Raw genomic sequence first — 20,788 nt, 5'->3', positions numbered from 1 at the left:
TTATACGGCCATCAGGTCTTTTTCTTTCTCTGCCAGCTTCGCGTCGATTTCAGCCACGAATTTCTTGGTCAGATCGTCGATCTCGCCAGTCGCGCGACGCTCTTCGTCTTCACTGATCTCTTTTTCCTTGACCAGATCCTTCAGCGAGCTGTTCGCGTCACGACGAATGTTGCGCACGGCAACACGCGCGTCTTCAGCAACGTCACGCGCTTGCTTGGTGAAGCCACGACGGGTTTCTTCGGTCAGGGCCGGCATGCTGATGAGCAGCAACTCGCCGAGGTTGGTCGGGTTCAGGTTCAGACCTGCACTGCCGATCGCCTTGTCGACGGCGCCCAGCATGTTGCGTTCGAACGCAACGACTTGCAGGGTACGGGCGTCTTTGACAGTGATGTTGGCCACTTGCTTGATCGGGGTGTCAGCGCCGTAGTACGGCACCATCACGCCTTCCAGGATGCTTGGGTGCGCCTGACCGGTACGGATGCGACCGAAGCTGTGGGACAGCGATTCCACCGACTTCTGCATGCGCTCTTTGGCGTCTTTCTTGATTTCGTTGATCATTGTTGAACTTCCTCGATCAGGGTTCCTTCAGCGCCGCCATGTACGATGTTCAGCAGGGCGCCAGGCTTGTTCATGTTGAATACGCGCAGCGGCATCTTGTGATCGCGGCACAGGCAAATAGCTGTCAGATCCATCACACCCAGCTTGCGATCCAGCACTTCATCATATGTCAGATGATCGAACTTCTCGGCATGCGGATCCTTGAATGGGTCGGCAGTGTAGACGCCATCGACCTTGGTCGCTTTCAGCACGACGTCGGCATCGATTTCGATGGCACGCAGGCAGGCTGCCGAATCCGTGGTAAAGAACGGATTACCGGTACCGGCCGCGAAAATTACCACGTCCTTGGAGTTCAGGTGGCGCATGGCTTTGCGGCGATCATAGTGATCGGTCACGCCAACCATGGAAATGGCAGACATCACGATGGCCGAGATATTGGCACGTTCCAGCGCGTCGCGCATGGCCAGGGCGTTCATCACAGTGGCCAGCATGCCCATGTGGTCGCCTGTCACCCGATCCATGCCGGCCTTGCTCAAGGCCTCGCCACGAAACAGGTTGCCACCGCCGATCACCAGACCGACCTGCACGCCGATGCCGACCAGCTGGCCGACTTCCAGCGCCATCCGATCCAGCACTTTTGGATCGATCCCGAACTCTTCCGAGCCCATCAGGGCCTCGCCGCTAAGCTTGAGTAGAATGCGTTTATAGCGAGCCTGATAACCACTGCCCTGCTGAGCCATTGCGAATCTCTCCTGCGGCGTATTTAAAAAATTCTGTGCAAGCTGTTTTACAGCTGCCGTTCACTCTAGCTTGGCGCTGCTTCAGCGCCATCGGAACCTGGCTTTGTAAGTCAGTTCCCAGTGGAAACCAATTAAAAATTGGTAACCCATCTGAAAAGAGGCTGCGCGCGTGAGCGGGCAGCCTCTTTCGGGCGACAGTTGAAAAACCGTCTTATTGCTTGGCGGCAGCCAGCTGGGCAGCAACTTCTTCAGCGAAGTTGTCGACCGGCTTCTCGATGCCTTCGCCTACTTTGAAGTAAGTGAAGGAAACGATTTCTGCGCCGCCTTTCTTGGCCAGCTCGCCAACCTTGATTTCAGGGTTCTTGACGAACGCCTGCTCAACCAGGCTCGCTTCTGCCAAGAACTTGCTGATACGGCCTTTGACCATGTTCTCAACAATGTTTTCCGGCTTGCCTTTGATCTTCTCTTCGTTCAGCTGCAGGAACACAGCTTTTTCACGCTCGATCGCTTCAGCCGAAACCTGCGAAGGCAGCAGGAACTCAGGGTTGCTTGCAGCTACGTGCATCGCGATGTCTTTGGCCAGCTCGACGTCGCCGCCTTTCAGAGCCACAACAACACCGATCTTGTTGCCGTGCAGGTAGGAACCTACAACGTCACCTTCGATACGGGTCAGACGACGGATGTTGACGTTTTCGCCTACTTTGGCAACCAGTGCTTCGCGAGCGGCTTCTTGAGCAGCGATCAGCGGAGCAGCGTCGGTCAGCTTGTCAGCGAAGGCTTTTTCTACGCTGGCAGCAACAAAGTTTTTGAAGTCGTCTTGCAGAGCCAGGAAGTCGGTCTGCGAGTTCACTTCCAGGATAACGGCAGCTTTACCGTCGTCCTTGATTGCGATTGCGCCTTCAGCGGCAACGTTGCCAGCCTTTTTCGCAGCCTTGATCGCGCCCGAAGCACGCATGTCATCAATGGCTTTTTCGATGTCGCCGTCAGCCTTTTCCAGGGCTTTCTTGCAGTCCATCATGCCTTCGCCGGTACGCTCGCGCAGTTCTTTAACCAACGCTGCAGTAATTGCTGCCATTTTCAAATTCCTCTTGGATAGGTTTTCAACCATTCCACCCGATCGAACGGGCGTTCAATTCTTCCCGAAACACCTTGTAGCTGCTGCACGTTACAAATGCAGGAGGTGCGCTGCCACACGTGGGCGCCAACAAACGGTTTTCGAGGTGGCAAAAAGGGGGCCAAGCCCCCTTTTTGCTTACTGAGCCAACGCCAGGGCGTCGATTACTCAGCTGCAGCCTGAGTTTCTTCAGCTGCGAATTCAACAGTGCCGCCAGCAACATTGTTGCGACCACGGATCACTGCGTCAGCCATCGAACCCATGTACAGCTGGATAGCGCGGATTGCGTCATCGTTGCCTGGGATGATGTAGTCAACGCCTTCCGGGCTGCTGTTGGTATCGACAACGCCGATGACCGGGATGCCCAGCTTGTTGGCTTCGGTGATCGCGATGCGCTCGTGGTCAACGTCGATCACGAACAGTGCGTCTGGCAGACCGCCCATGTCCTTGATGCCGCCCAGGGAGCGATCCAGCTTTTCCAGGTCACGGGAGCGCATCAGCGCTTCTTTCTTGGTCAGCTTGGCGAAAGTACCGTCTTCGGCTTGAACTTCAAGGTCACGCAGACGCTTGATGGAAGCACGAATGGTTTTGAAGTTGGTCAGCATGCCGCCCAACCAGCGGTGGTCGACGTACGGCGAACCGCAACGTGCTGCTTCTTCAGCAACGATCTTGCCAGCGGAACGCTTGGTGCCGACGAACAGAATCTTGTTTTTGCCCTGGGCCAGACGCTCTACGAAAGTCAGAGCTTCGTTGAACATTGGCAGGGTTTTTTCAAGGTTGATGATGTGAATCTTGTTACGCGCGCCGAAAATGTACTTACCCATTTTCGGATTCCAGTAACGGGTTTGGTGACCGAAGTGCACACCGGCCTTCAGCATATCGCGCATGTTGACTTGGGACATGATAGTTCCTTAATAAGTCGGGTTTGGCCTCCACGTATCCCAATGACCAACCAGTGGCATAAAGCCAAAAGCACCCAGGTCATCGTGTCGACACGTGTGTGGATTTAAGCTTCTCGGGGCATCCCCGGAAAGCGGCGCATTTTATACCACAAGGTGCACAGAAACGGAACCCGGAATCTGTATTCGCACCAGAGACATGGGCGCAGCCCCCTTGGAATCGCCGTCAGGCACACCATTGTATAGAGAGAGACGATGTACGCAGGCGCGGATTTGCGCCTTTCGTCTGTTAGAATCGGGTTTTTCAGGGTCGCGAAACGTACACCTGCCACCCTATCCGTATCAGCAAGCGCCGCCGAGCGCAGAGAGAGCCTGTATGACCGTCAACCTCAAAACCCCCGAGGACATCGCTGGCATGCGTGTCGCCGGCAAACTGGCCGCCGATGTGCTGGAAATGATTGCCGAACACGTCAAACCGGGCGTGACTACCGATCAACTGAACCAGATCTGCCACGACTACATCGTCAACGTGCAGCAGGCCATCCCGGCCCCGCTCAACTACAAGGGTTTTCCGAAGTCGATCTGCACCTCGATCAACCATGTGGTCTGCCACGGCATTCCGAACGATAAGCCGCTAAAAAACGGTGACACCCTGAACATCGACGTCACCGTGATCAAGGACGGCTACCACGGCGACACCAGCCGCATGTTCCACGTTGGCGAAGTACCTGTCTGGGCCGAGCGCCTGTCGCAGATCACTCAGGAATGCATGTACAAGGCAATCGAGATCGTCAAGCCCGGCTGCCGCCTCGGCGACATCGGTGAAGTCATCCAGAAGCACGCGGAAAAGAACGGTTTCTCGGTGGTTCGCGAGTTCTGCGGCCACGGCATCGGCAAGGTGTTCCACGAAGAACCGCAGATCCTGCACTACGGCCGCGCCGGCACCGGTATGGAACTGAAGGCCGGCATGACCTTCACCATCGAGCCGATGATCAACCAGGGCAAAGCCGACACCAAGGTGCTGGGCGACGGCTGGACCGCGATCACCAAGGACCGCAAGCTCTCGGCGCAGTGGGAACACACCCTGCTGGTGACCGACACCGGCTACGAGATCTTCACCCTGCGCGCCGACGACACCATCCCGCGCGTCTCGGCCTGACCCGTAGAACGCTCCCACCTTTATAGAAGGAAAGCCAATCGATGCCGCAGGTGGATCCCGAACTCTTCGACCGCGGCCAGTTCCAGGCTGAACTGGCCCTGAAAGCGAGTCCTATCGCGGCGTTCAAAAAGGCGATCCGCCAGGCGCGCGAGGTCCTCGACACGCGTTTTCGCAATGGCCGCGACATCCGCCGCCTGATCGAAGACCGCGCATGGTTCGTCGACAACATCCTGCAAAAGGCCTGGGAGCAGTTCAACTGGAGCGAAGACGCCGACATCGCGCTGGTCGCGGTCGGTGGCTATGGCCGGGGCGAGTTGCATCCCTACTCTGACATCGACTTGCTGATCCTGCTGGACAGCGCCGATCACGAAGTTTTCCGCGACTCCATCGAGCGTTTTCTGACGCTGCTGTGGGACATCGGCCTGGAAGTCGGCCAGAGCGTACGCTCGGTCGATGAATGCGCCGAGGAAGCCCGTGCCGACCTGACCGTGGTCACCAACCTGATGGAAAGCCGCACCATCTGCGGCCCCGAGCGCCTGCGTCAGCGCATGCTTGATGTCACCAGCACGGCCCACATGTGGCCGGCCAAGGAGTTTTTCCTGGCCAAGCGCGCCGAACAGAAGGCCCGCCACCACAAGTACAACGACACCGAATACAACCTGGAACCCAACGTCAAAGGCTCGCCCGGCGGCCTGCGGGATATCCAGACGATTCTGTGGGTGGCCCGGCGTCAGTACGGCACCCTGAACCTGCGCGCCCTCGCCGGCGAAGGTTTTCTGGTCGAGAGCGAAAACGCCCTGCTGGCGTCATCCCAGGAATTTCTGTGGAAAGTGCGTTACGCCCTGCACATGCTCGCCGGTCGCTCCGAAGACCGTCTGCTGTTCGATCATCAACGGACCATTGCCGGTCTGCTCGGCTTTGAAGGCGACGACGCCAAACAGGCGGTCGAAAACTTCATGCAGCAGTATTTCCGCGTGGTGATGAGCATTGCCCAGCTCAGCGACCTGATCATCCAGCATTTCGAGGAAGTCATCCTCGCCCCGGAAGACGAAGCGCCGCCGCAGCCGATCAACTCGCGCTTCCAGTTGCACGACGGCTACATCGAAGCGCGCAACGACAACGTGTTCCGTCGCACGCCGTTCGCCATGCTCGAGATTTTCGTGTTGATGGCCCAGCAGCCGGAAATCAAAGGTGTGCGCGCCGACACCATTCGTCTGCTGCGCGAGAACCGGCACCTGATCGACGACAATTTCCGCAACGATATCCGCAATACCAGCCTGTTCATCGAGCTGTTCAAATGCAAGATCGGCGTGCACCGCAACCTGCGCCGGATGAACCGCTACGGCATCCTCGGGCGTTATCTGCCGGAGTTCGGCTTTATCGTCGGGCAAATGCAGCACGACCTGTTCCACATTTATACGGTCGATGCGCACACCCTGAACCTGATCAAACACCTGCGTAAGTTGCAGTACACCCAGGTGTCGGAAAAATTCCCGCTGGCCGCCAAGCTCATGGCCAAACTGCCCAAGCCTGAGCTCATTTACATGGCCGGCCTGTACCATGACATCGGCAAGGGCCGGCATGGCGATCACTCGGACATCGGCGCGGTCGATGCCGAAGCGTTCTGCCAGCGCCATCAGTTGCCGCTGTGGGACAGCCGCCTGATCGTCTGGCTGGTGCAGAATCACCTGGTGATGTCGACCACCGCGCAGCGCAAGGATCTGTCCGATCCGCAGGTGATCCATGATTTCGCGCAGATCGTCGGCGACGAAACCCGTCTGGACTACCTGTACGTGCTGACGGTTGCCGATATCAACGCGACCAACCCGACGCTGTGGAACTCCTGGCGCGCCAGCCTGCTGCGCCAGCTCTACACCGAGACCAAACGCGCTCTGCGCCGTGGCCTGGAAAACCCGGTGGATCGCGAAGAGCAGATCCGCCAGACCCAGAGCGCCGCACTGGACATCCTCGTGCGTGGCGGCACCGATCCGGACGACGTCGAGCAGTTGTGGGCACAACTGGGCGATGACTATTTCCTGCGTCACACCGCTGGCGACGTGGCCTGGCACAGTGACGCGATCCTGCAGCAACCGGCCGATGGCGGCCCGCTGGTGCTGATCAAGGAAACCACCCAGCGCGAGTTCGAGGGCGGCACGCAGATCTTCATCTATGCACCGGATCAGCACGACTTCTTCGCCGTGACCGTGGCCGCGATGGATCAGCTCAACCTGAACATTCATGACGCCAGGGTCATCACCTCAAGCAGCCAGTTCACCCTCGACACCTATATCGTGCTCGACAACGACGGTGAATCCATCGGCGACAACCCGACACGGATCAAACAGATTCGCGACGGTTTGACCGAAGCGTTGCGCAACCCGGACGACTACCCGACGATCATCCAGCGTCGGGTGCCGCGCCAGCTCAAGCACTTCGCCTTCGCGCCGCAGGTAACGATCCACAACGACGCTCAGCGTCCGGTGACGGTGCTGGAACTCACCGCCCCTGATCGCCCGGGCCTGCTGGCGCGGGTCGGCGGGATCTTTCTCGAGTTCGACCTGTCGCTGCAGAACGCCAAGATTGCGACCCTGGGCGAACGCGTGGAAGACGTGTTCTTCATCACTGACGCCCACAACCAGCCGCTCTCCGACCCGCTGCTGTGCAGCCGCTTGCAGGACGCAATCGTCGAGCAACTGAGCGTCAATCAGGAACCGGATATCAAGCTTTCGCGCATCAGTATTTGAATCAGCAAACTACCCTGTGGAGGCAGATATAGCTGCCGGGGCTTTTGTGGTGAGGGGATTCATCCCCGATGGGTTGCGAAGCAGCCCCGAACCGGCAATCGCGGAGTATCCGTTACACCGCACGCGATGGTTTTGCGGCTGCTGCGCAGCCGATCGGAGATAAATCCCCTCGCCACGGAGTTCTCTCCACATTGAACGAGGCCCCCATGAACAACGCTCTGAACCAGCTCCAGCCCTACCCGTTCGAAAAGCTCCGCGCCTTGCTCGGCAGCGTGACGCCGAACCCGGACAAACGCCCGATCGCCCTGTCGATCGGCGAGCCGAAACATCGTTCGCCAAGCTTTGTCGCCGAAGCGCTGGCGAACAATCTGGATCAGATGGCGGTGTACCCGACCACCCTCGGCATTCCGGCCCTGCGCGAAGCCATCGCCGGCTGGTGCGAACGTCGCTTCGGCGTACCAAGCGGCTGGATTGATCCGGCGCGCAACGTGCTGCCGGTCAACGGCACCCGCGAAGCGCTGTTCGCCTTCACCCAGACCGTGGTCAATCGCGGTGATGATGCACTGGTGGTCAGCCCGAACCCGTTCTATCAGATCTACGAAGGGGCAGCGTTCCTCGCCGGCGCCAAGCCGCACTACCTGCCGTGCCTGGACGAAAACGGCTTCAACCCGGATTTCGACGCAGTCTCGCCAGACATCTGGAAACGCTGCCAGATCCTGTTCCTGTGTTCGCCGGGCAATCCGACCGGCGCGCTGATCCCGGTCGATGTGCTGAAAAAACTCATCGCCCTGGCCGACGAACACGACTTCGTGATCGCCGCCGACGAGTGCTACAGCGAACTGTACTTCGACGAACAGACCCCACCGCCGGGCCTGCTCAGTGCGTGTGTCGAACTGGGCCGCAAGGACTTCAAGCGTTGCGTGGTGTTCCACAGCCTGTCCAAGCGCTCCAACCTGCCGGGGCTGCGTTCCGGTTTCGTCGCGGGCGACGCCGATGTCCTCAAAGGCTTTTTGCTCTACCGCACCTACCACGGCTGCGCGATGCCGGTGCAAACCCAACTGGCCAGCGTTGCGGCGTGGAATGACGAAGTGCACGTGCGCGCCAACCGTGCGCTGTACCGCGAGAAATTCGACGCTGTCTTGGCGATCCTCAGCCCGGTGATGGACGTGCAGCGTCCGGACGGCAGTTTCTATCTTTGGCCGAACGTACAAGGTGACGACGCGGCGTTCTGTCGCGACCTGTTCGAACAGGAACACGTGACCGTGGTGCCAGGCTCGTACCTGTCCCGCGAGGTAGACGGTGTGAATCCGGGCGCCGGTCGAGTGCGCATGGCGCTGGTTGCGCCACTGGCTGAATGCGTCGAGGCCGCAGAGCGGATTCGCGCCTTTGTCTCTCGCCAGTCGTAAGTGTCTTTACCGTGCCAGTTCCGCTGGCACGGTAACCGGTCATAAAACCGTACATATATTCAATTTACCGACTCCAGCTCAGTCACTAGCATCCCTCATTCAAAGCAACTTTCCGGGAACAATAAGCAACCGGATAAGTTAAACCTGAAGAATGAAAACATGGATGTTCCGTAATGCAATCAACTTGGCTTCAGCCAAACAAACAATTCGAACACACACGCATCTCCCGCAACATTAAATGTACTTGGGAGATTCAAAAACATGTGGGCTAAAAACAATCCGGCAAAATTCTGGACTCCCGGCAGCACACTTCGCATCGCCTTCCTCAACGGTACGCAGGCATTCAAGGACGAAACGATCGCCGCCGCCAGCAACTGGTTGCCGCACATCAACTTGAAGTTCGATTTCGTCGAAGGTGAAGAAGGCGATATCCGCATACTCAGTCAACCGGGAACGTTTTCCTCTCTGATCGGTACCGATGCTCTCTTACATCCCGATGAGCCGACCATGAGACTCTGGCCCCACGCGCCCAGTCAGGCACGCTACTTCGCGGCCAATGTCATGCATGAGTTCGGTCACATGCTCGGTGCAGAACATGAACAGACCAACCCCACGGCAAACATTCCCTGGGACAAACCGGCCATTTATAAACAACACGGAATAACTGCCGACCCGGAAGAAGACAACTACCAGGCCAGCGTGACGCGCAAACGACTGCACGATTGGTACTTTGACGTCGGCAATCCCGACGAAAGCATTTACTCAGAGTACGACCAGAAGTCGATCATGCACTATCCCGTCAGCCAGTCGTGGACGCTCGGTGACTTCCAGATCTTCATCAATCTGGGTCTCAGCGAACAGGATAAAACCTTCATGTCGAACGCTTACCCCTACCCCGCGAGTCAGTGAGCCTGTCAGGTCCGTATCGGACTATTTGACCTGCCCCAGATTTGCCTCGCTCAAATCAAGCTCGCTCAATACTTCTCTGAGCACATCATCACCAATCTGGTGATGACGGCTCAGGCTATACAACTCAAGGCGTTGCGCCCGCAGCGCCTTGAGTCGCAAACGGCGCTCCAGCAGATCCATCTGGAACGCCAGCGCCTGGGCTTCAGCCGAATCGTTGAACACCTCAAGCTGATGCCGGTACTCGGACATGATCCGCGCCTTGAGTTCGGCCGAGAGTGCTGCCTGCGCGGCGTCCTGCGGCGCGACCTCTTCGGTTTCCAGCGCATGGATCGCCGCCTCGGCGGTCTTGCGCCAGGCGTCGCGCACTTCCTGACGGCGCTTGTCGTCCGGACTTTTCTCGATGCCACGCAGCAGCAATGGCAAAGCGATGCAGGCGCAAATCAGCGACAACAGAATCACCCCGGCGGCGATGAAGATCAGCAGATCGCGCTCGGGGAACGCCTCGGCCCCCATCAGCATCGGCACCGACATCACACCGGCCAGCGTCACCGCACCGCGCACACCGCCGACGGTCAGCAGCCAGCAGGATCGCGCGGTCGGCACTTGCGTCAGGTCGCCCTTGCCGCGCAAACGCCGCAGCAGCACCGACAGGCGCCAGATGCTCTGCACCCAGATAAAGCGCAACAGCACCAGCGCGAGGAAAATCGCCACCACGTCGAGGCCACGGTACAGCAGCGTCGGCCACAACGTCGGCTCGTGGCTGACCACCGCTTTGATGATGTCCGGCAATTGCAGACCCAGCAGCAGGAAGATCAGACCGTTGAAGGCAAATTCGAGCAGCGACCAGACGCTACGGTTGAGCAAGCGAGTGCTGGTCTGTCGTGGCAACAGATCGAGCCAGCTCTGCATCATTCCCGCCGCCACCGCCGACAGGATGCCGGAAGCGCCCAACCGTTCGGCCAGCACATAAGCCGCGAACGGCAGCAGCAACATGAACACCACGTGGGTGGCCGGATCGTCCCAGCCCCGGGCGATCATCCACGCGCGCAAACGCCCGACCAGCCAGCTCAGCACCACGCCGACGGCCAAGCCTCCGACCGCCACCAGCACGAAGGTCAGGCTGGCATTGGCCAGTGAGAACACTCCGGTCACCGCCGCGACCAGGGCAAACTTGAACGTCACCAGTCCAGAAGCGTCGTTCATCAGCGCCTCGCCTTGCAGGATATGCATCAGCGGCGTCGGCAAACGGTTCTGCGAGATCGCCGACACCGCCACGGCGTCGGTCGGCGACAGCACAGCGGCGAGCGCGAAGGCCACCGGTAGTGGAATTGTCGGCAACAGCCAGTGAATGAAGTACCCGGCACCGACCACGGTAAACAGCACCAGACCGACCGCCAGCGTCAGGATCGGCCCACGCAAATGCCAGAACTCGCGTTTGGGCATCCGCCAGCCGTCGGAAAACAGCAGCGGCGGCAGAAACAGAAACAGGAACAGCTCCGGATCCAGCGCTACGTGCAGGCCCAATGTCGGCCAGGCCAGCAAGGCACCGGCGGCGATTTGCACCAGGGGGAGCGGCAGCGGGATGACCCGTCCGACCAGCCGCGAGACGCTGACCAGCATCAGCAGGATCAGGACGGTATAAGCGGTTTGCATAAAGCGGAAATCTCAGACAATCGACAGCGTTGAACGGTCATATTAGCCGCTCAGGATACGTCTGACCGTTGCACCTATGTCGCACTGCTGGAACGCAGTCCCCTTGTGGGAGCGAGCCTGCTCGCGAATGCGGTGTCTGATTCAACAGAGATATTGCCTGACACGGCCCCTTCGCGAGCAGGCTCGCTCCCACAGGTTTTGCACCGTTACGACAACCGTGGCCGCCCGAAACGCGTTGGTCATGGCATAATCCGACACCATTTTTTTCCAGCACCTGTAAAGGGGGCGATTCCTTGACCGTTTCAAGTAAAACGTTGCACCTTTTCGGCATCAAAGCCTGCGACACCATGAAGAAGGCGCGCACCTGGCTCGATGAACACGCTGTCAGCTACGACTTTCACGACTACAAAACCGCCGGTATCGACCGTGAGCACCTGACTCAATGGTGCAACGAGCACGGCTGGCAAACGGTGTTGAACCGTGCCGGCACGACCTTTCGCAAACTCGACGACGAACGTAAAGCCGATCTCGACCAGTCGAAAGCCATCGAACTGATGCTCGCGCAGCCCTCGATGATCAAGCGCCCGGTGCTCGATCTCGGTGACCGAACCCTGATTGGCTTCAAACCAGACATCTACGCGGCCGCACTCAAGTAAGCAGCCCGTCACTTATTGCTAGAGGTATTCACATGTCCAACTCTCTGTTCAGCATCGCCTTTGGTGTCGGCACGCAAAACCGTCAAGGTGCCTGGCTGGAAGTGTTCTACGCCCAGCCACTGCTCAACCCGTCGGCCGAACTGGTCGCTGCCGTTGCGCCGATCCTCGGCTACACCGAAGGCAACCAGGCCATCACCTTCACCACCGCGCAGGCTGCGCAACTGGCTGAAGCGGTCAAAGGCATCGACGCCGTTCAAGGCAAACTGCTGACCCGTCTGGCCGAGAGCCACAAGCCGCTGGTCGCCACCCTGCTGGCCGAAGACGCACAGCTGACCTCGACGCCAGAGGCGTACCTGAAGCTGCACCTGCTGTCCCATCGTCTGGTCAAGCCGCACGGCGTGAGCCTGGCCGGGATCTTCCCGCTGCTGCCGAACGTGGCCTGGACCAGCCAGGGTGCGATCGACCTGAGCGAACTGGCCGAGCTGCAACTCGAAGCCCGCCTGCGCGGCGAGCTGCTGGAAGTGTTCTCGGTGGACAAGTTCCCGAAAATGACCGACTACGTGGTGCCGGCCGGCGTGCGTATCGCTGACGCCGCACGCCTGCGTCTGGGTGCGTACGTGGGCGAAGGCACCACCGTGATGCACGAAGGCTTCATCAACTTCAACGCCGGCACCGAAGGCCCAGGCATGATCGAAGGCCGCGTTTCCGCTGGCGTATTCGTCGGCAAGGGCTCGGACCTGGGCGGCGGCTGCTCGACCATGGGCACTTTGTCGGGCGGCGGCAACATCGTGATCAAGGTTGGCGAAGGCTGCCTGATCGGCGCCAACGCCGGTATCGGTATTCCGTTGGGCGACCGCAACACCGTCGAGTCGGGCCTGTACGTGACCGCCGGCACCAAGGTCGCGCTGCTGGACGAGCACAACAACCTGGTCAAAGTGGTGAAGGCGCGTGAACTGGCAGGTCAGACCGACCTGCTGTTCCGTCGCAATTCGGAAACCGGTGCCGTGGAATGCAAGACCCACAAATCGGCGATCGAGCTGAACGAAGCGCTGCACGCTCACAACTAAGCAGCACATTGATAACCTGTGGGAGCGAGCCTGCTCGCGAAGCTTTTAGCGTCCTCAAGGACGCCTTCGCGAGCAGGCTCGCTCCCACAAGGTTCGGCGTACATCCCGCCCCTCTTCACCTGGGCTGAAAACTGTGATGATTCCCTCCCCGTGGCGTGCCGACTTTCCGGCCATCGCCGCCCTGCAACGGCAAGACCAGACCTATCTGGACAACGCCGCCACCACGCAAAAACCCCAGGCCCTGCTTGACGCACTGACGCATTACTACGCCAACGGCGCGGCCAATGTGCATCGTGCGCAGCATCTGCCCGGCGCCCACGCCACACAGGCGTTCGAAGACAGTCGGCTCAAGGTTGCCCAGTGGCTGAATGCCGGTGACAGCGGGCAGATCATCTTCACCCACGGCGCCACCAGCGCGCTGAATCTCCTGGCTTACGGCCTGGAACATCTTTTCCACCCGGGCGATGAAATTGTCATCAGCGCCCTGGAGCATCACGCCAACCTGCTGCCGTGGCAGCAACTGGCGCAGCGTCGCGAGCTGAAACTGGTGATCCTGCCACTGGACGAAGACGGGGTGATCGACCTCGCTGCTGCCGTTCACCTGATCGGTCCACGCACTCGCTTGCTGGCGGTCAGTCAGCTGTCCAACGTGCTCGGTGCCTGGCAACCGCTGCCGGCGCTGCTGGCGATGGCCAAGGCGCACAACGCGCTGACCGTGGTCGATGGCGCCCAGGGTGTGGTGCATGGTCGCCACGACGTGCAGGCGCTGGGTTGCGACTTCTATGTGTTTTCCAGCCACAAGCTGTACGGCCCCGATGGCCTCGGCGTGCTGTTCGGGCGCAACAAGGCGCTTGAGCAACTGCAGCCCTGGCAGTTCGGCGGCGAAATGGTGCTGGAAGCCAATTATCACGATTCACGCTTCCGCCCTGCCCCGCTGGGGTTCGAGGCGGGCACGCCGCCGATCGCCAGCGTGATTGGCCTCGGTGCCACGCTCGATTATCTGGCCGGGCTGGATCAGGACGCGGTGTCCACTCACGAAGCGGCGCTGCACGCCTACCTGCTGCAAGGCCTGGCTGCGCGTAACGGCATTCGTCTGCTGGGCAAGCCGCAACTGGCGCTGGCCAGTTTTGTCGTCGAGGGTGTGCACAACGCCGATCTGGCGCACCTGCTCACCGAGCAAGGCATCGCCGTGCGCGCCGGGCATCACTGCGCCATGCCGTTGCTGAAAAGCTTCGAACTGGCCGGGGCGATCCGCGTGTCGCTGGCACTGTACAACGACTCCGAGGATCTGGAGCGTTTCTTCGACGCGCTGGATCAGGCCTTGGAGTTGCTGCGATGAACCTGCCGCTCGCCGCCGCCGAAGCGCTGCAGACCTTTCAGAATGCCGCGGGTTGGGAACAACGCGCACGGTTGCTGATGCAGTTTGGCGATCGTCTGCCGCCGCTGAATGACGCGGACAAATGCGAAGCCAATCGGGTGCATGGCTGTGAGAGTCAAATGTGGCTGGTGGGTGAGTTGCAGGACGGTCACTGGCACTTCAGCGCTGCCAGCGATGCGCGGATGATTCGTGGGTTGGTGGCGTTGCTGCTGTTGCGGGTCAACGGTTTGAGCGCTGTCGAGTTGCAGCAAGTGGACCTGCCGGACTGGTTCAATCAGCTGGGACTGTCGCGGCAGTTGTCGCCGTCGCGCAGTAATGGCTTGAATGCCGTGCTCAAACGCATGAATGAGTTGGCCACCACCCCGTAGGAGCTGCCGCAGGCTGCGATCTTTTGATCTTGTTTTTTAAAATCAGGATCAAAAGATCGCAGCCTTCGGCAGCTCCTACAAGGGAGGTGTGGGAGCTGGCTTGCCAGCGATGAGGTCATCAGCCTCACAGATCAAACCTGAGGTTTTACTCGGTCAGCCGGCCGCCGCACACCCGCCACAATCTTGTCCACCGCCTTGGTCGCCGCGACCATGCCGAACGTCGCCGTGACCATCATTACCGCGCCAAACCCGCCGGCGCAGTCGAGCTTCACCCCGTCGCCGACAAAACTCTTCTGCAAGCAGATGCTGCCGTCCGGTTTCGGATAGCGCAGTTGTTCGGTGGAGAACACACACGGCACGCTGTAATGGCGAGTCACGGTACGCGAGAAGCCATAGTCACGACGCAACGTCGAACGCACTTTCGAGGCCAGTGGATCGTTGAATGTGCGGTTGAGGTCGCAGACCTGAATCAGCGTCGGATCGATCTGTCCGCCGGCACCGCCGGTGGTGATGATCTGGATCTTGCGCCGCTTGCACCAGGCGATCAGCGCAGCCTTGGCGTTGACCGCGTCGATGCAGTCGATCACGCAGTCGATGTTCGGTGTGATGTACTCGGCCATGGTGTCGCGAGTGACGAAATCCGCCACCGCGTGCACGGTGCAGTCCGGGTTGATCCCGCGCAGACGCTCGGCCATCACCTCGACCTTGGGCTTGCCGACGGTGCTGTCCAGCGCATGCAACTGGCGGTTGGCGTTGCTGACGCAGACGTCGTCGAGGTCGAACAGCGAAATCTCGCCCACGCCACAGCGGGCCATGGCCTCCGCCGCCCAGGAACCGACGCCACCGACGCCGACAATCGCCACATGGGCCGCACGCAGGCGCTCGAGGCCCTCGATGCCATACAAACGGGCGATGCCTGCAAACCGCGGATCTTCTGTACTCATGACCATTACCCCAAAAACCGGCGCGCATTATAGGGCCGTCGGCGGCCAAGAGCATCTTTGACGCTATGAACGGTGAACGCAGGCGTTTTCACACAACCTTTGTGGCGAGGGAGCTTGCTCCCGCCGGGTCGCGAAACGGCCCTTTGAAAGCGGCCTGCTTCGCAGTCCAGCGGGAGCAAGCTCCCTCGCCACCGGGAATTGCTATAACTGAATAACAAAGTTTTCTCTTACAAGCTGTTACTAAAGAACTTAAATCAGGTTGGACTGCCCAATGTCGGGCATTTCCCTGTCCGGTGTACGAGCAGTGAACTGCCGGTGTAGGATTCGCGCCCTTTTGGCGCTTGCCAACCGTTCCTTCGTTCCACAGCCTTTGGAACCCGAAATAGCTATGTCATCGCGTAAATTTGGTCTCAACCTGGTGGTGGTTCTGGCAATCGCCGCCCTGTTCACCGGTTTCTGGGCGCTGATCAACCGCCCGGTCTCCGCGCCCAACTGGCCGGAGCAGATCTCCGGTTTCTCCTATTCGCCATTCCAGCAGGGCCAATTCCCGCAGAAGGATCAGTATCCGACTGACGATGAAATGCGCCGTGACCTGGAGATCATGAGCAAGCTGACGGACAACATCCGCATCTACTCGGTCGACGGTTCGCTGCAGGACATCCCGAAACTGGCGGAAGAGTTTGGTCTGCGCGTGACCCTCGGGATCTGGATCAGCCCCGATCAGGAACGCAACGAGCGCGAAATCCAGCGCGCCATCGAACTGGCCAACACCTCGCGCAGCGTGGTGCGGGTGGTGGTCGGTAACGAGGCGATTTTCCGCAAGGAAATCACTGCCGAGCAACTGAGCGTGCTGCTGGATCGGGTGCGCGCAGCGGTGAAAGTGCCGGTGACCACCTCCGAGCAATGGCACGTCTGGGAAGAACACCCGGAACTGGCCAAACACGTCGACCTGATCGCCGCCCACGTGCTGCCTTACTGGGAATTCATTCCGGTGGACAAGGCCGGGCAGTTCGTCTTCGACCGCGCCCGCGACTTGAAAAAGCTGTTCCCGAAAAAACCGTTGCTGCTGTCCGAAGTCGGCTGGCCGAGCAACGGGCGCATGCGCGGTGGCGCCGATGCGTCGCCGGCGGATCAGGCGATCTACCTGCGCACGCTGGTCAACAAACTCAACCGTCAAGGCTTCAACTACTTCGTGATTGAAGCGTTCGACCAGCCGTGGAAGGCCAGTGACGAAGGTTCGGTGGGCGCCTACTGGGGCGTGTTCAACGCCGCGCGCCAGCAGAAATTCAACTTCGAAGGCCCGGTCGTCGCCATCCCGCAATGGCGCGTGCTGGCCATCGGTTCGGTGGTGCTGGCGCTGTTGTCGCTGACCCTGCTGATGATCGACGGCTCGGCCCTGCGCCAGCGTGGCCGCACCTTCCTGACCTTTATCGCGTTCCTTTGCGGTTCGGTACTGGTGTGGATCGGCTACGACTACAGCCAGCAATACAGCACGTGGTTCAGCCTGACGGTGGGTTTCCTGCTGGCGCTGGGTGCGCTCGGGGTGTTCATCGTGTTGCTGACCGAGGCGCATGAACTGGCCGAAGCCGTGTGGATTCACAAGCGTCGTCGGGAATTCCTGCCGGTGATCGGTGATTCGGACTACCGGCCGAAAGTCTCGATCCACGTGCCCTGCTACAACGAGCCGCCGGACATGGTCAAACAGACCCTCGACGCCCTCGCGGCCCTCGATTACCCGGACTATGAAGTCCTGATCATCGACAACAACACCAAGGACCCGGCGGTCTGGGAGCCGGTGCGCGACTACTGCGCGACCCTCGGCCCGCGCTTCAAGTTCTTCCATGTCTCGCCCCTGGCCGGTTTCAAGGGCGGCGCGCTGAACTACCTGATCCCGCACACCGCCAAGGACGCCGAAGTGATCGCGGTGATCGACTCCGACTACTGCGTACACCCGAACTGGCTCAAGCACATGGTGCCGCATTTCGCCGATCCGAAAATCGCCGTGGTGCAGTCGCCGCAGGATTACCGCGACCAGAACGAAAGCACCTTCAAGAAGCTCTGCTACGCCGAATACAAGGGCTTCTTCCACATCGGCATGGTCACCCGCAACGACCGCGACGCAATCATCCAGCACGGCACCATGACCATGACCCGGCGTTCGGTTCTGGAAGAGCTGGGCTGGGCCGACTGGTGCATCTGTGAAGACGCCGAACTCGGTCTGCGCGTGTTCGAAAAAGGCCTGTCGGCGGCGTATTACCACGACAGCTACGGCAAGGGTCTGATGCCGGATACGTTTATCGACTTCAAGAAGCAGCGTTTCCGCTGGGCCTACGGCGCAATCCAGATCATCAAGCGCCACACCCGCAGCTTGCTGCGCGGCAAGGACACCGAGCTGACCCGTGGCCAGCGTTACCACTTCCTTGCGGGCTGGCTGCCGTGGGTGGCGGACGGCATGAACATTTTCTTCACCGTCGGCGCGCTGTTGTGGTCGGCGGCGATGATCATCGTGCCGCAGCGGGTCGATCCGCCGCTGCTGATTTTCGCCATCCCGCCGCTGGCGCTGTTCGTGTTCAAGGTCGGCAAGATCATCTTCCTCTACCGTCGCGCCGTCGGCGTGAACCTCAAGGATGCGTTCTGCGCGGCACTGGCCGGACTGGCGTTGTCGCACACCATCGCCAAAGCGGTGCTGTACGGCTTCTTCACCAGCAGCATTCCGTTTTTCCGCACACCGAAAAACGCCGACAACCACGGCTTCTGGGTGGCGATTTCCGAAGCCCGGGAAGAGCTGTTCATCATGCTGCTGTTGTGGGGCGCGGCGCTGGGGATTTACCTGGTGCAAGGCATTCCGAGCAACGACATGCGCTTCTGGGTGGCGATGCTGCTGGTGCAGTCGCTACCGTACGTCGCGGCGCTGATCATGGCGTTCCTCTCGTCGCTGCCAAAACCTGCGGCGGAGCCTGAACCGGCGCCTGTCGTCTAATTCCTCTTTGATCCACTAAACGGCGGCCAATGGTCGCCGTTTTGCTTTAAGATAACCGCCATTTTGCGGGGCACTCCTCTAATCCCTGTGGGAGCGAGCCTGCTCGCGAAGGCTTTGTAACATTCACCGATTATGTTGACTGACACACCGCATTCGCGAGCAGGCTCGCTCCCACATTGTTAGTCCGCGCCCACATTCATGACTCCGGAGTTTTCCATGACGGCCCACGCCGACCTTTCGCCGACCCTCCAACTCGCCATCGACCTGATCCGCCGTCCGTCCGTGACGCCGGTCGACGCCGATTGCCAGAAGCAGATGATGCAGCGCCTGGGCGATGCCGGTTTCACCCTCGAGCCGATGCGTATCGAAGATGTGGACAACTTCTGGGCCACCCACGGCAACGACGACGGCCCGGTGCTGTGCTTCGCCGGCCACACCGACGTGGTGCCGACCGGTCCGGTGACTGCCTGGCAGATCGACCCGTTCAACGCGGTGATCGATGAACACGGCATGCTCTGTGGCCGTGGCGCAGCGGACATGAAAGGCAGCCTGGCGTCGATGACCGTCGCCGCCGAGCGCTTTGTCGCCGACTACCCGAACCACAAGGGCAAGGTCGCGTTCCTGATCACCAGCGACGAAGAAGGCCCGGCGCACCATGGCACCAAAGCGGTGGTTGAACGTCTGGTGGCGCGCAAGGAACGTCTGGACTGGTGCATCGTCGGCGAACCGTCGAGCACCACGCTGGTCGGTGACGTGGTGAAAAACGGGCGTCGCGGCTCGCTGGGCGCCAAGCTCACCGTGCGCGGCGTGCAGGGTCACGTGGCCTATCCGCATCTGGCGAAGAACCCGATCCACCTCGCGGCTCCGGCGCTGGCCGAACTGGCCGCCGAGCACTGGGATCACGGCAACGATTTCTTCCCGCCGACCAGTTTCCAGATTTCCAACCTCAACTCCGGCACCGGCGCGACCAACGTGATTCCGGGTGATCTGGTGGCGGTGTTCAATTTCCGCTTCTCCACCGAATCCACCGTCGAAGGCCTGCAGAAACGCGTGGCCGACATCCTCGACAAACACAACCTGGACTGGCACATCGACTGGGCGCTGTCCGGCCTGCCGTTCCTCACCGAGCCGGGCGCGCTGCTCGACGCGGTGTCGTCGAGCATCAAGGACATCACCGGCCGCGAGACCCACGCGTCGACCAGTGGCGGTACCTCCGACGGTCGTTTCATCGCCACCATGGGTACGCAAGTGGTTGAGCTGGGGCCGGTCAACGCGACCATTCACCAGGTCAACGAGCGTGTGCTGGCAGCCGATCTCGACGTGTTGACCGAGATTTACTACCAGACCCTGATCAAGTTGCTCGCCTGATGCTCGCGTGCCCGATCTGCAGTGAACCGCTCAGCCGCGTGGACAACGGCGTGGTCTGCCCCGCCGGCCACCGCTTCGACCGTGCGCGTCAGGGCTACCTGAACCTGTTGCCGGTGCAGCACAAGAACAGCCGTGATCCTGGCGACAATCAGGCGATGGTCGAGGCGCGCCGCGACTTCCTGAACGCCGGGCATTACGCACCGGTAGCCAAGCGTCTGGCCGAGCTGGCGGCGAGTTATGCGCCGGCACGCTGGGTCGATATCGGTTGCGGCGAGGGTTACTACACCGCACAGATCGCCGATGCCCTGCCGGACGTCGATGGCTACGCACTGGACATCTCCCGCGAGGCGGTCAAACGCGCCTGCAAGCGTAATCCGGCAATCACCTGGTTGATCGCCAGCATGGCCCGCGTGCCATTGGCGTCGGGCAGTTGCCAGTTTCTCGCCAGCGTTTTCAGCCCTCTGGACTGGGCAGAAGCCAAGCGCCTGCTCAGCGTCGGCGGCGGCCTGATGAAAGTCGGCCCGACCAGCGGCCATCTGATGGAACTGCGCGAACGCCTGTACGACGAAGTGCGCGAATACACCGACGACAAGCATCTGGCATTAGTGCCCGAAGGCATGACGCTGGCGCACAGCGAAACCCTGGAATTCCAACTGACACTGGACAAGCCCGAGGACCGCGCCAACCTGTTGGCGATGACACCCCACGGCTGGCGCGCCAGTGCCGAACGCCGCGCCGCCGTGATCGAACAGCCCGAGCCGTTCGTGACCACCGTGTCGATGCGCTACGATTATTTCGTTCTTCAATAACTTTTGGTCTCGGGCGAGTGCCCGGGGCCGGCTAAA

Annotated in this window: 17 protein-coding genes; 11 read left to right on the top strand and 6 right to left on the bottom strand. The window is 60.3% G+C overall.

The window, feature by feature from the left end; genetic code table 11:
• The 4 genes from frr to rpsB all read right to left on the bottom strand — a co-directional run bounded on the left by frr (position 1) and on the right by rpsB (position 3,314).
• Positions 1-558 carry a ribosome recycling factor gene (gene frr, locus ACYZUM_RS02015; protein ID WP_108181817.1) on the bottom strand — a complete coding sequence of 186 codons (558 nt, stop codon included), beginning with the start codon at positions 556-558 and terminating at the stop codon, positions 1-3.
• Complete coding sequence (pyrH, locus tag ACYZUM_RS02010; protein WP_011332683.1) at positions 555-1,298, bottom strand: UMP kinase; 744 nt, start codon at positions 1,296-1,298, stop codon at positions 555-557. The genes frr and pyrH overlap by 4 nt, the downstream gene beginning before the upstream one ends.
• Positions 1,299-1,509: 211 nt before the next feature.
• Positions 1,510-2,373, bottom strand: a complete 864-nt coding sequence (gene tsf, locus ACYZUM_RS02005) for a translation elongation factor Ts (protein WP_025110889.1) — start codon at positions 2,371-2,373, stop codon at positions 1,510-1,512.
• 203 nt (positions 2,374-2,576) lie between these two features.
• On the bottom strand, positions 2,577-3,314 hold the full coding sequence (gene rpsB, locus ACYZUM_RS02000; RefSeq protein ID WP_003222119.1) for a 30S ribosomal protein S2: 738 nt from the start codon (positions 3,312-3,314) through the stop codon (positions 2,577-2,579).
• Between the two features lie 373 nt (positions 3,315-3,687).
• Between rpsB and map the strand changes: the two genes are divergently transcribed.
• From map to ACYZUM_RS01980, 4 genes are all read left to right on the top strand, one after another.
• Entirely contained in the window at positions 3,688-4,470 is a 783-nt protein-coding gene (gene map, locus ACYZUM_RS01995) for a type I methionyl aminopeptidase (protein WP_108181816.1), read from the top strand.
• A 41-nt stretch (positions 4,471-4,511) separates the two neighbouring features.
• Positions 4,512-7,214 carry a [protein-PII] uridylyltransferase gene (locus ACYZUM_RS01990; RefSeq protein WP_047291863.1) on the top strand — a complete coding sequence of 901 codons (2,703 nt, stop codon included), beginning with the start codon at positions 4,512-4,514 and terminating at the stop codon, positions 7,212-7,214.
• 206 nt (positions 7,215-7,420) lie between these two features.
• Positions 7,421-8,620 carry a succinyldiaminopimelate transaminase gene (dapC, locus tag ACYZUM_RS01985; protein ID WP_095667396.1) on the top strand — a complete coding sequence of 400 codons (1,200 nt, stop codon included), beginning with the start codon at positions 7,421-7,423 and terminating at the stop codon, positions 8,618-8,620.
• Positions 8,621-8,881: 261 nt separating this feature from the next.
• Positions 8,882-9,529 carry a zinc metalloprotease gene (locus ACYZUM_RS01980; protein ID WP_108181815.1) on the top strand — a complete coding sequence of 216 codons (648 nt, stop codon included), beginning with the start codon at positions 8,882-8,884 and terminating at the stop codon, positions 9,527-9,529.
• 21 nt (positions 9,530-9,550) lie between these two features.
• On the opposite strand, the gene ACYZUM_RS01975 is transcribed toward ACYZUM_RS01980, so the two are convergent.
• Positions 9,551-11,182, bottom strand: coding sequence for a Na+/H+ antiporter (locus ACYZUM_RS01975; protein ID WP_041072355.1), 1,632 nt, complete (start codon positions 11,180-11,182; stop codon positions 9,551-9,553).
• Positions 11,183-11,475: 293 nt separating this feature from the next.
• On the opposite strand from ACYZUM_RS01975, the gene ACYZUM_RS01970 reads away from it, so the two are divergent.
• From ACYZUM_RS01970 to ACYZUM_RS01955, 4 genes are all read left to right on the top strand, one after another.
• Positions 11,476-11,838, top strand: a complete 363-nt coding sequence (locus tag ACYZUM_RS01970) for an ArsC family reductase (protein WP_041072357.1) — start codon at positions 11,476-11,478, stop codon at positions 11,836-11,838.
• Between the two features lie 32 nt (positions 11,839-11,870).
• The gene (dapD, locus tag ACYZUM_RS01965) at positions 11,871-12,905 is read left to right on the top strand and encodes a 2,3,4,5-tetrahydropyridine-2,6-dicarboxylate N-succinyltransferase (protein ID WP_007954762.1); all 1,035 of its coding nucleotides are present in this window, start codon (positions 11,871-11,873) and stop codon (positions 12,903-12,905) included.
• A gap of 133 nt (positions 12,906-13,038) precedes the next feature.
• Positions 13,039-14,244 carry an aminotransferase class V-fold PLP-dependent enzyme gene (locus tag ACYZUM_RS01960; RefSeq protein WP_108181814.1) on the top strand — a complete coding sequence of 402 codons (1,206 nt, stop codon included), beginning with the start codon at positions 13,039-13,041 and terminating at the stop codon, positions 14,242-14,244.
• Entirely contained in the window at positions 14,241-14,651 is a 411-nt protein-coding gene (locus ACYZUM_RS01955) for a SufE family protein (protein WP_108181813.1), read from the top strand. The genes ACYZUM_RS01960 and ACYZUM_RS01955 overlap by 4 nt, the downstream gene beginning before the upstream one ends.
• A gap of 131 nt (positions 14,652-14,782) precedes the next feature.
• Here ACYZUM_RS01955 and tcdA read toward each other — a convergent pair whose 3' ends face one another.
• Positions 14,783-15,601: a tRNA cyclic N6-threonylcarbamoyladenosine(37) synthase TcdA gene (tcdA, locus tag ACYZUM_RS01950; RefSeq protein WP_003222099.1), complete on the bottom strand. Its 819-nt coding sequence runs from the start codon at positions 15,599-15,601 to the stop codon at positions 14,783-14,785.
• Positions 15,602-15,983: 382 nt separating this feature from the next.
• On the opposite strand from tcdA, the gene ACYZUM_RS01945 reads away from it, so the two are divergent.
• The 3 genes from ACYZUM_RS01945 to ACYZUM_RS01935 all read left to right on the top strand — a co-directional run bounded on the left by ACYZUM_RS01945 (position 15,984) and on the right by ACYZUM_RS01935 (position 20,752).
• Positions 15,984-18,575 carry a glycosyltransferase gene (locus ACYZUM_RS01945; RefSeq protein WP_108181812.1) on the top strand — a complete coding sequence of 864 codons (2,592 nt, stop codon included), beginning with the start codon at positions 15,984-15,986 and terminating at the stop codon, positions 18,573-18,575.
• A gap of 216 nt (positions 18,576-18,791) precedes the next feature.
• Complete coding sequence (dapE, locus tag ACYZUM_RS01940) at positions 18,792-19,943, top strand: succinyl-diaminopimelate desuccinylase (RefSeq protein ID WP_041072365.1); 1,152 nt, start codon at positions 18,792-18,794, stop codon at positions 19,941-19,943.
• Complete coding sequence (locus ACYZUM_RS01935; RefSeq protein WP_108181811.1) at positions 19,943-20,752, top strand: putative RNA methyltransferase; 810 nt, start codon at positions 19,943-19,945, stop codon at positions 20,750-20,752. The genes dapE and ACYZUM_RS01935 overlap by 1 nt, the downstream gene beginning before the upstream one ends.
• The last annotated feature ends 36 nt before the right edge of the window (positions 20,753-20,788 follow it).

The organism is Pseudomonas sp. m6p (assembly GCF_055760375.1).
Note: the sequence above shows the minus strand (reverse complement) of the source record. Positions and strands in the feature narration are given on the sequence as shown.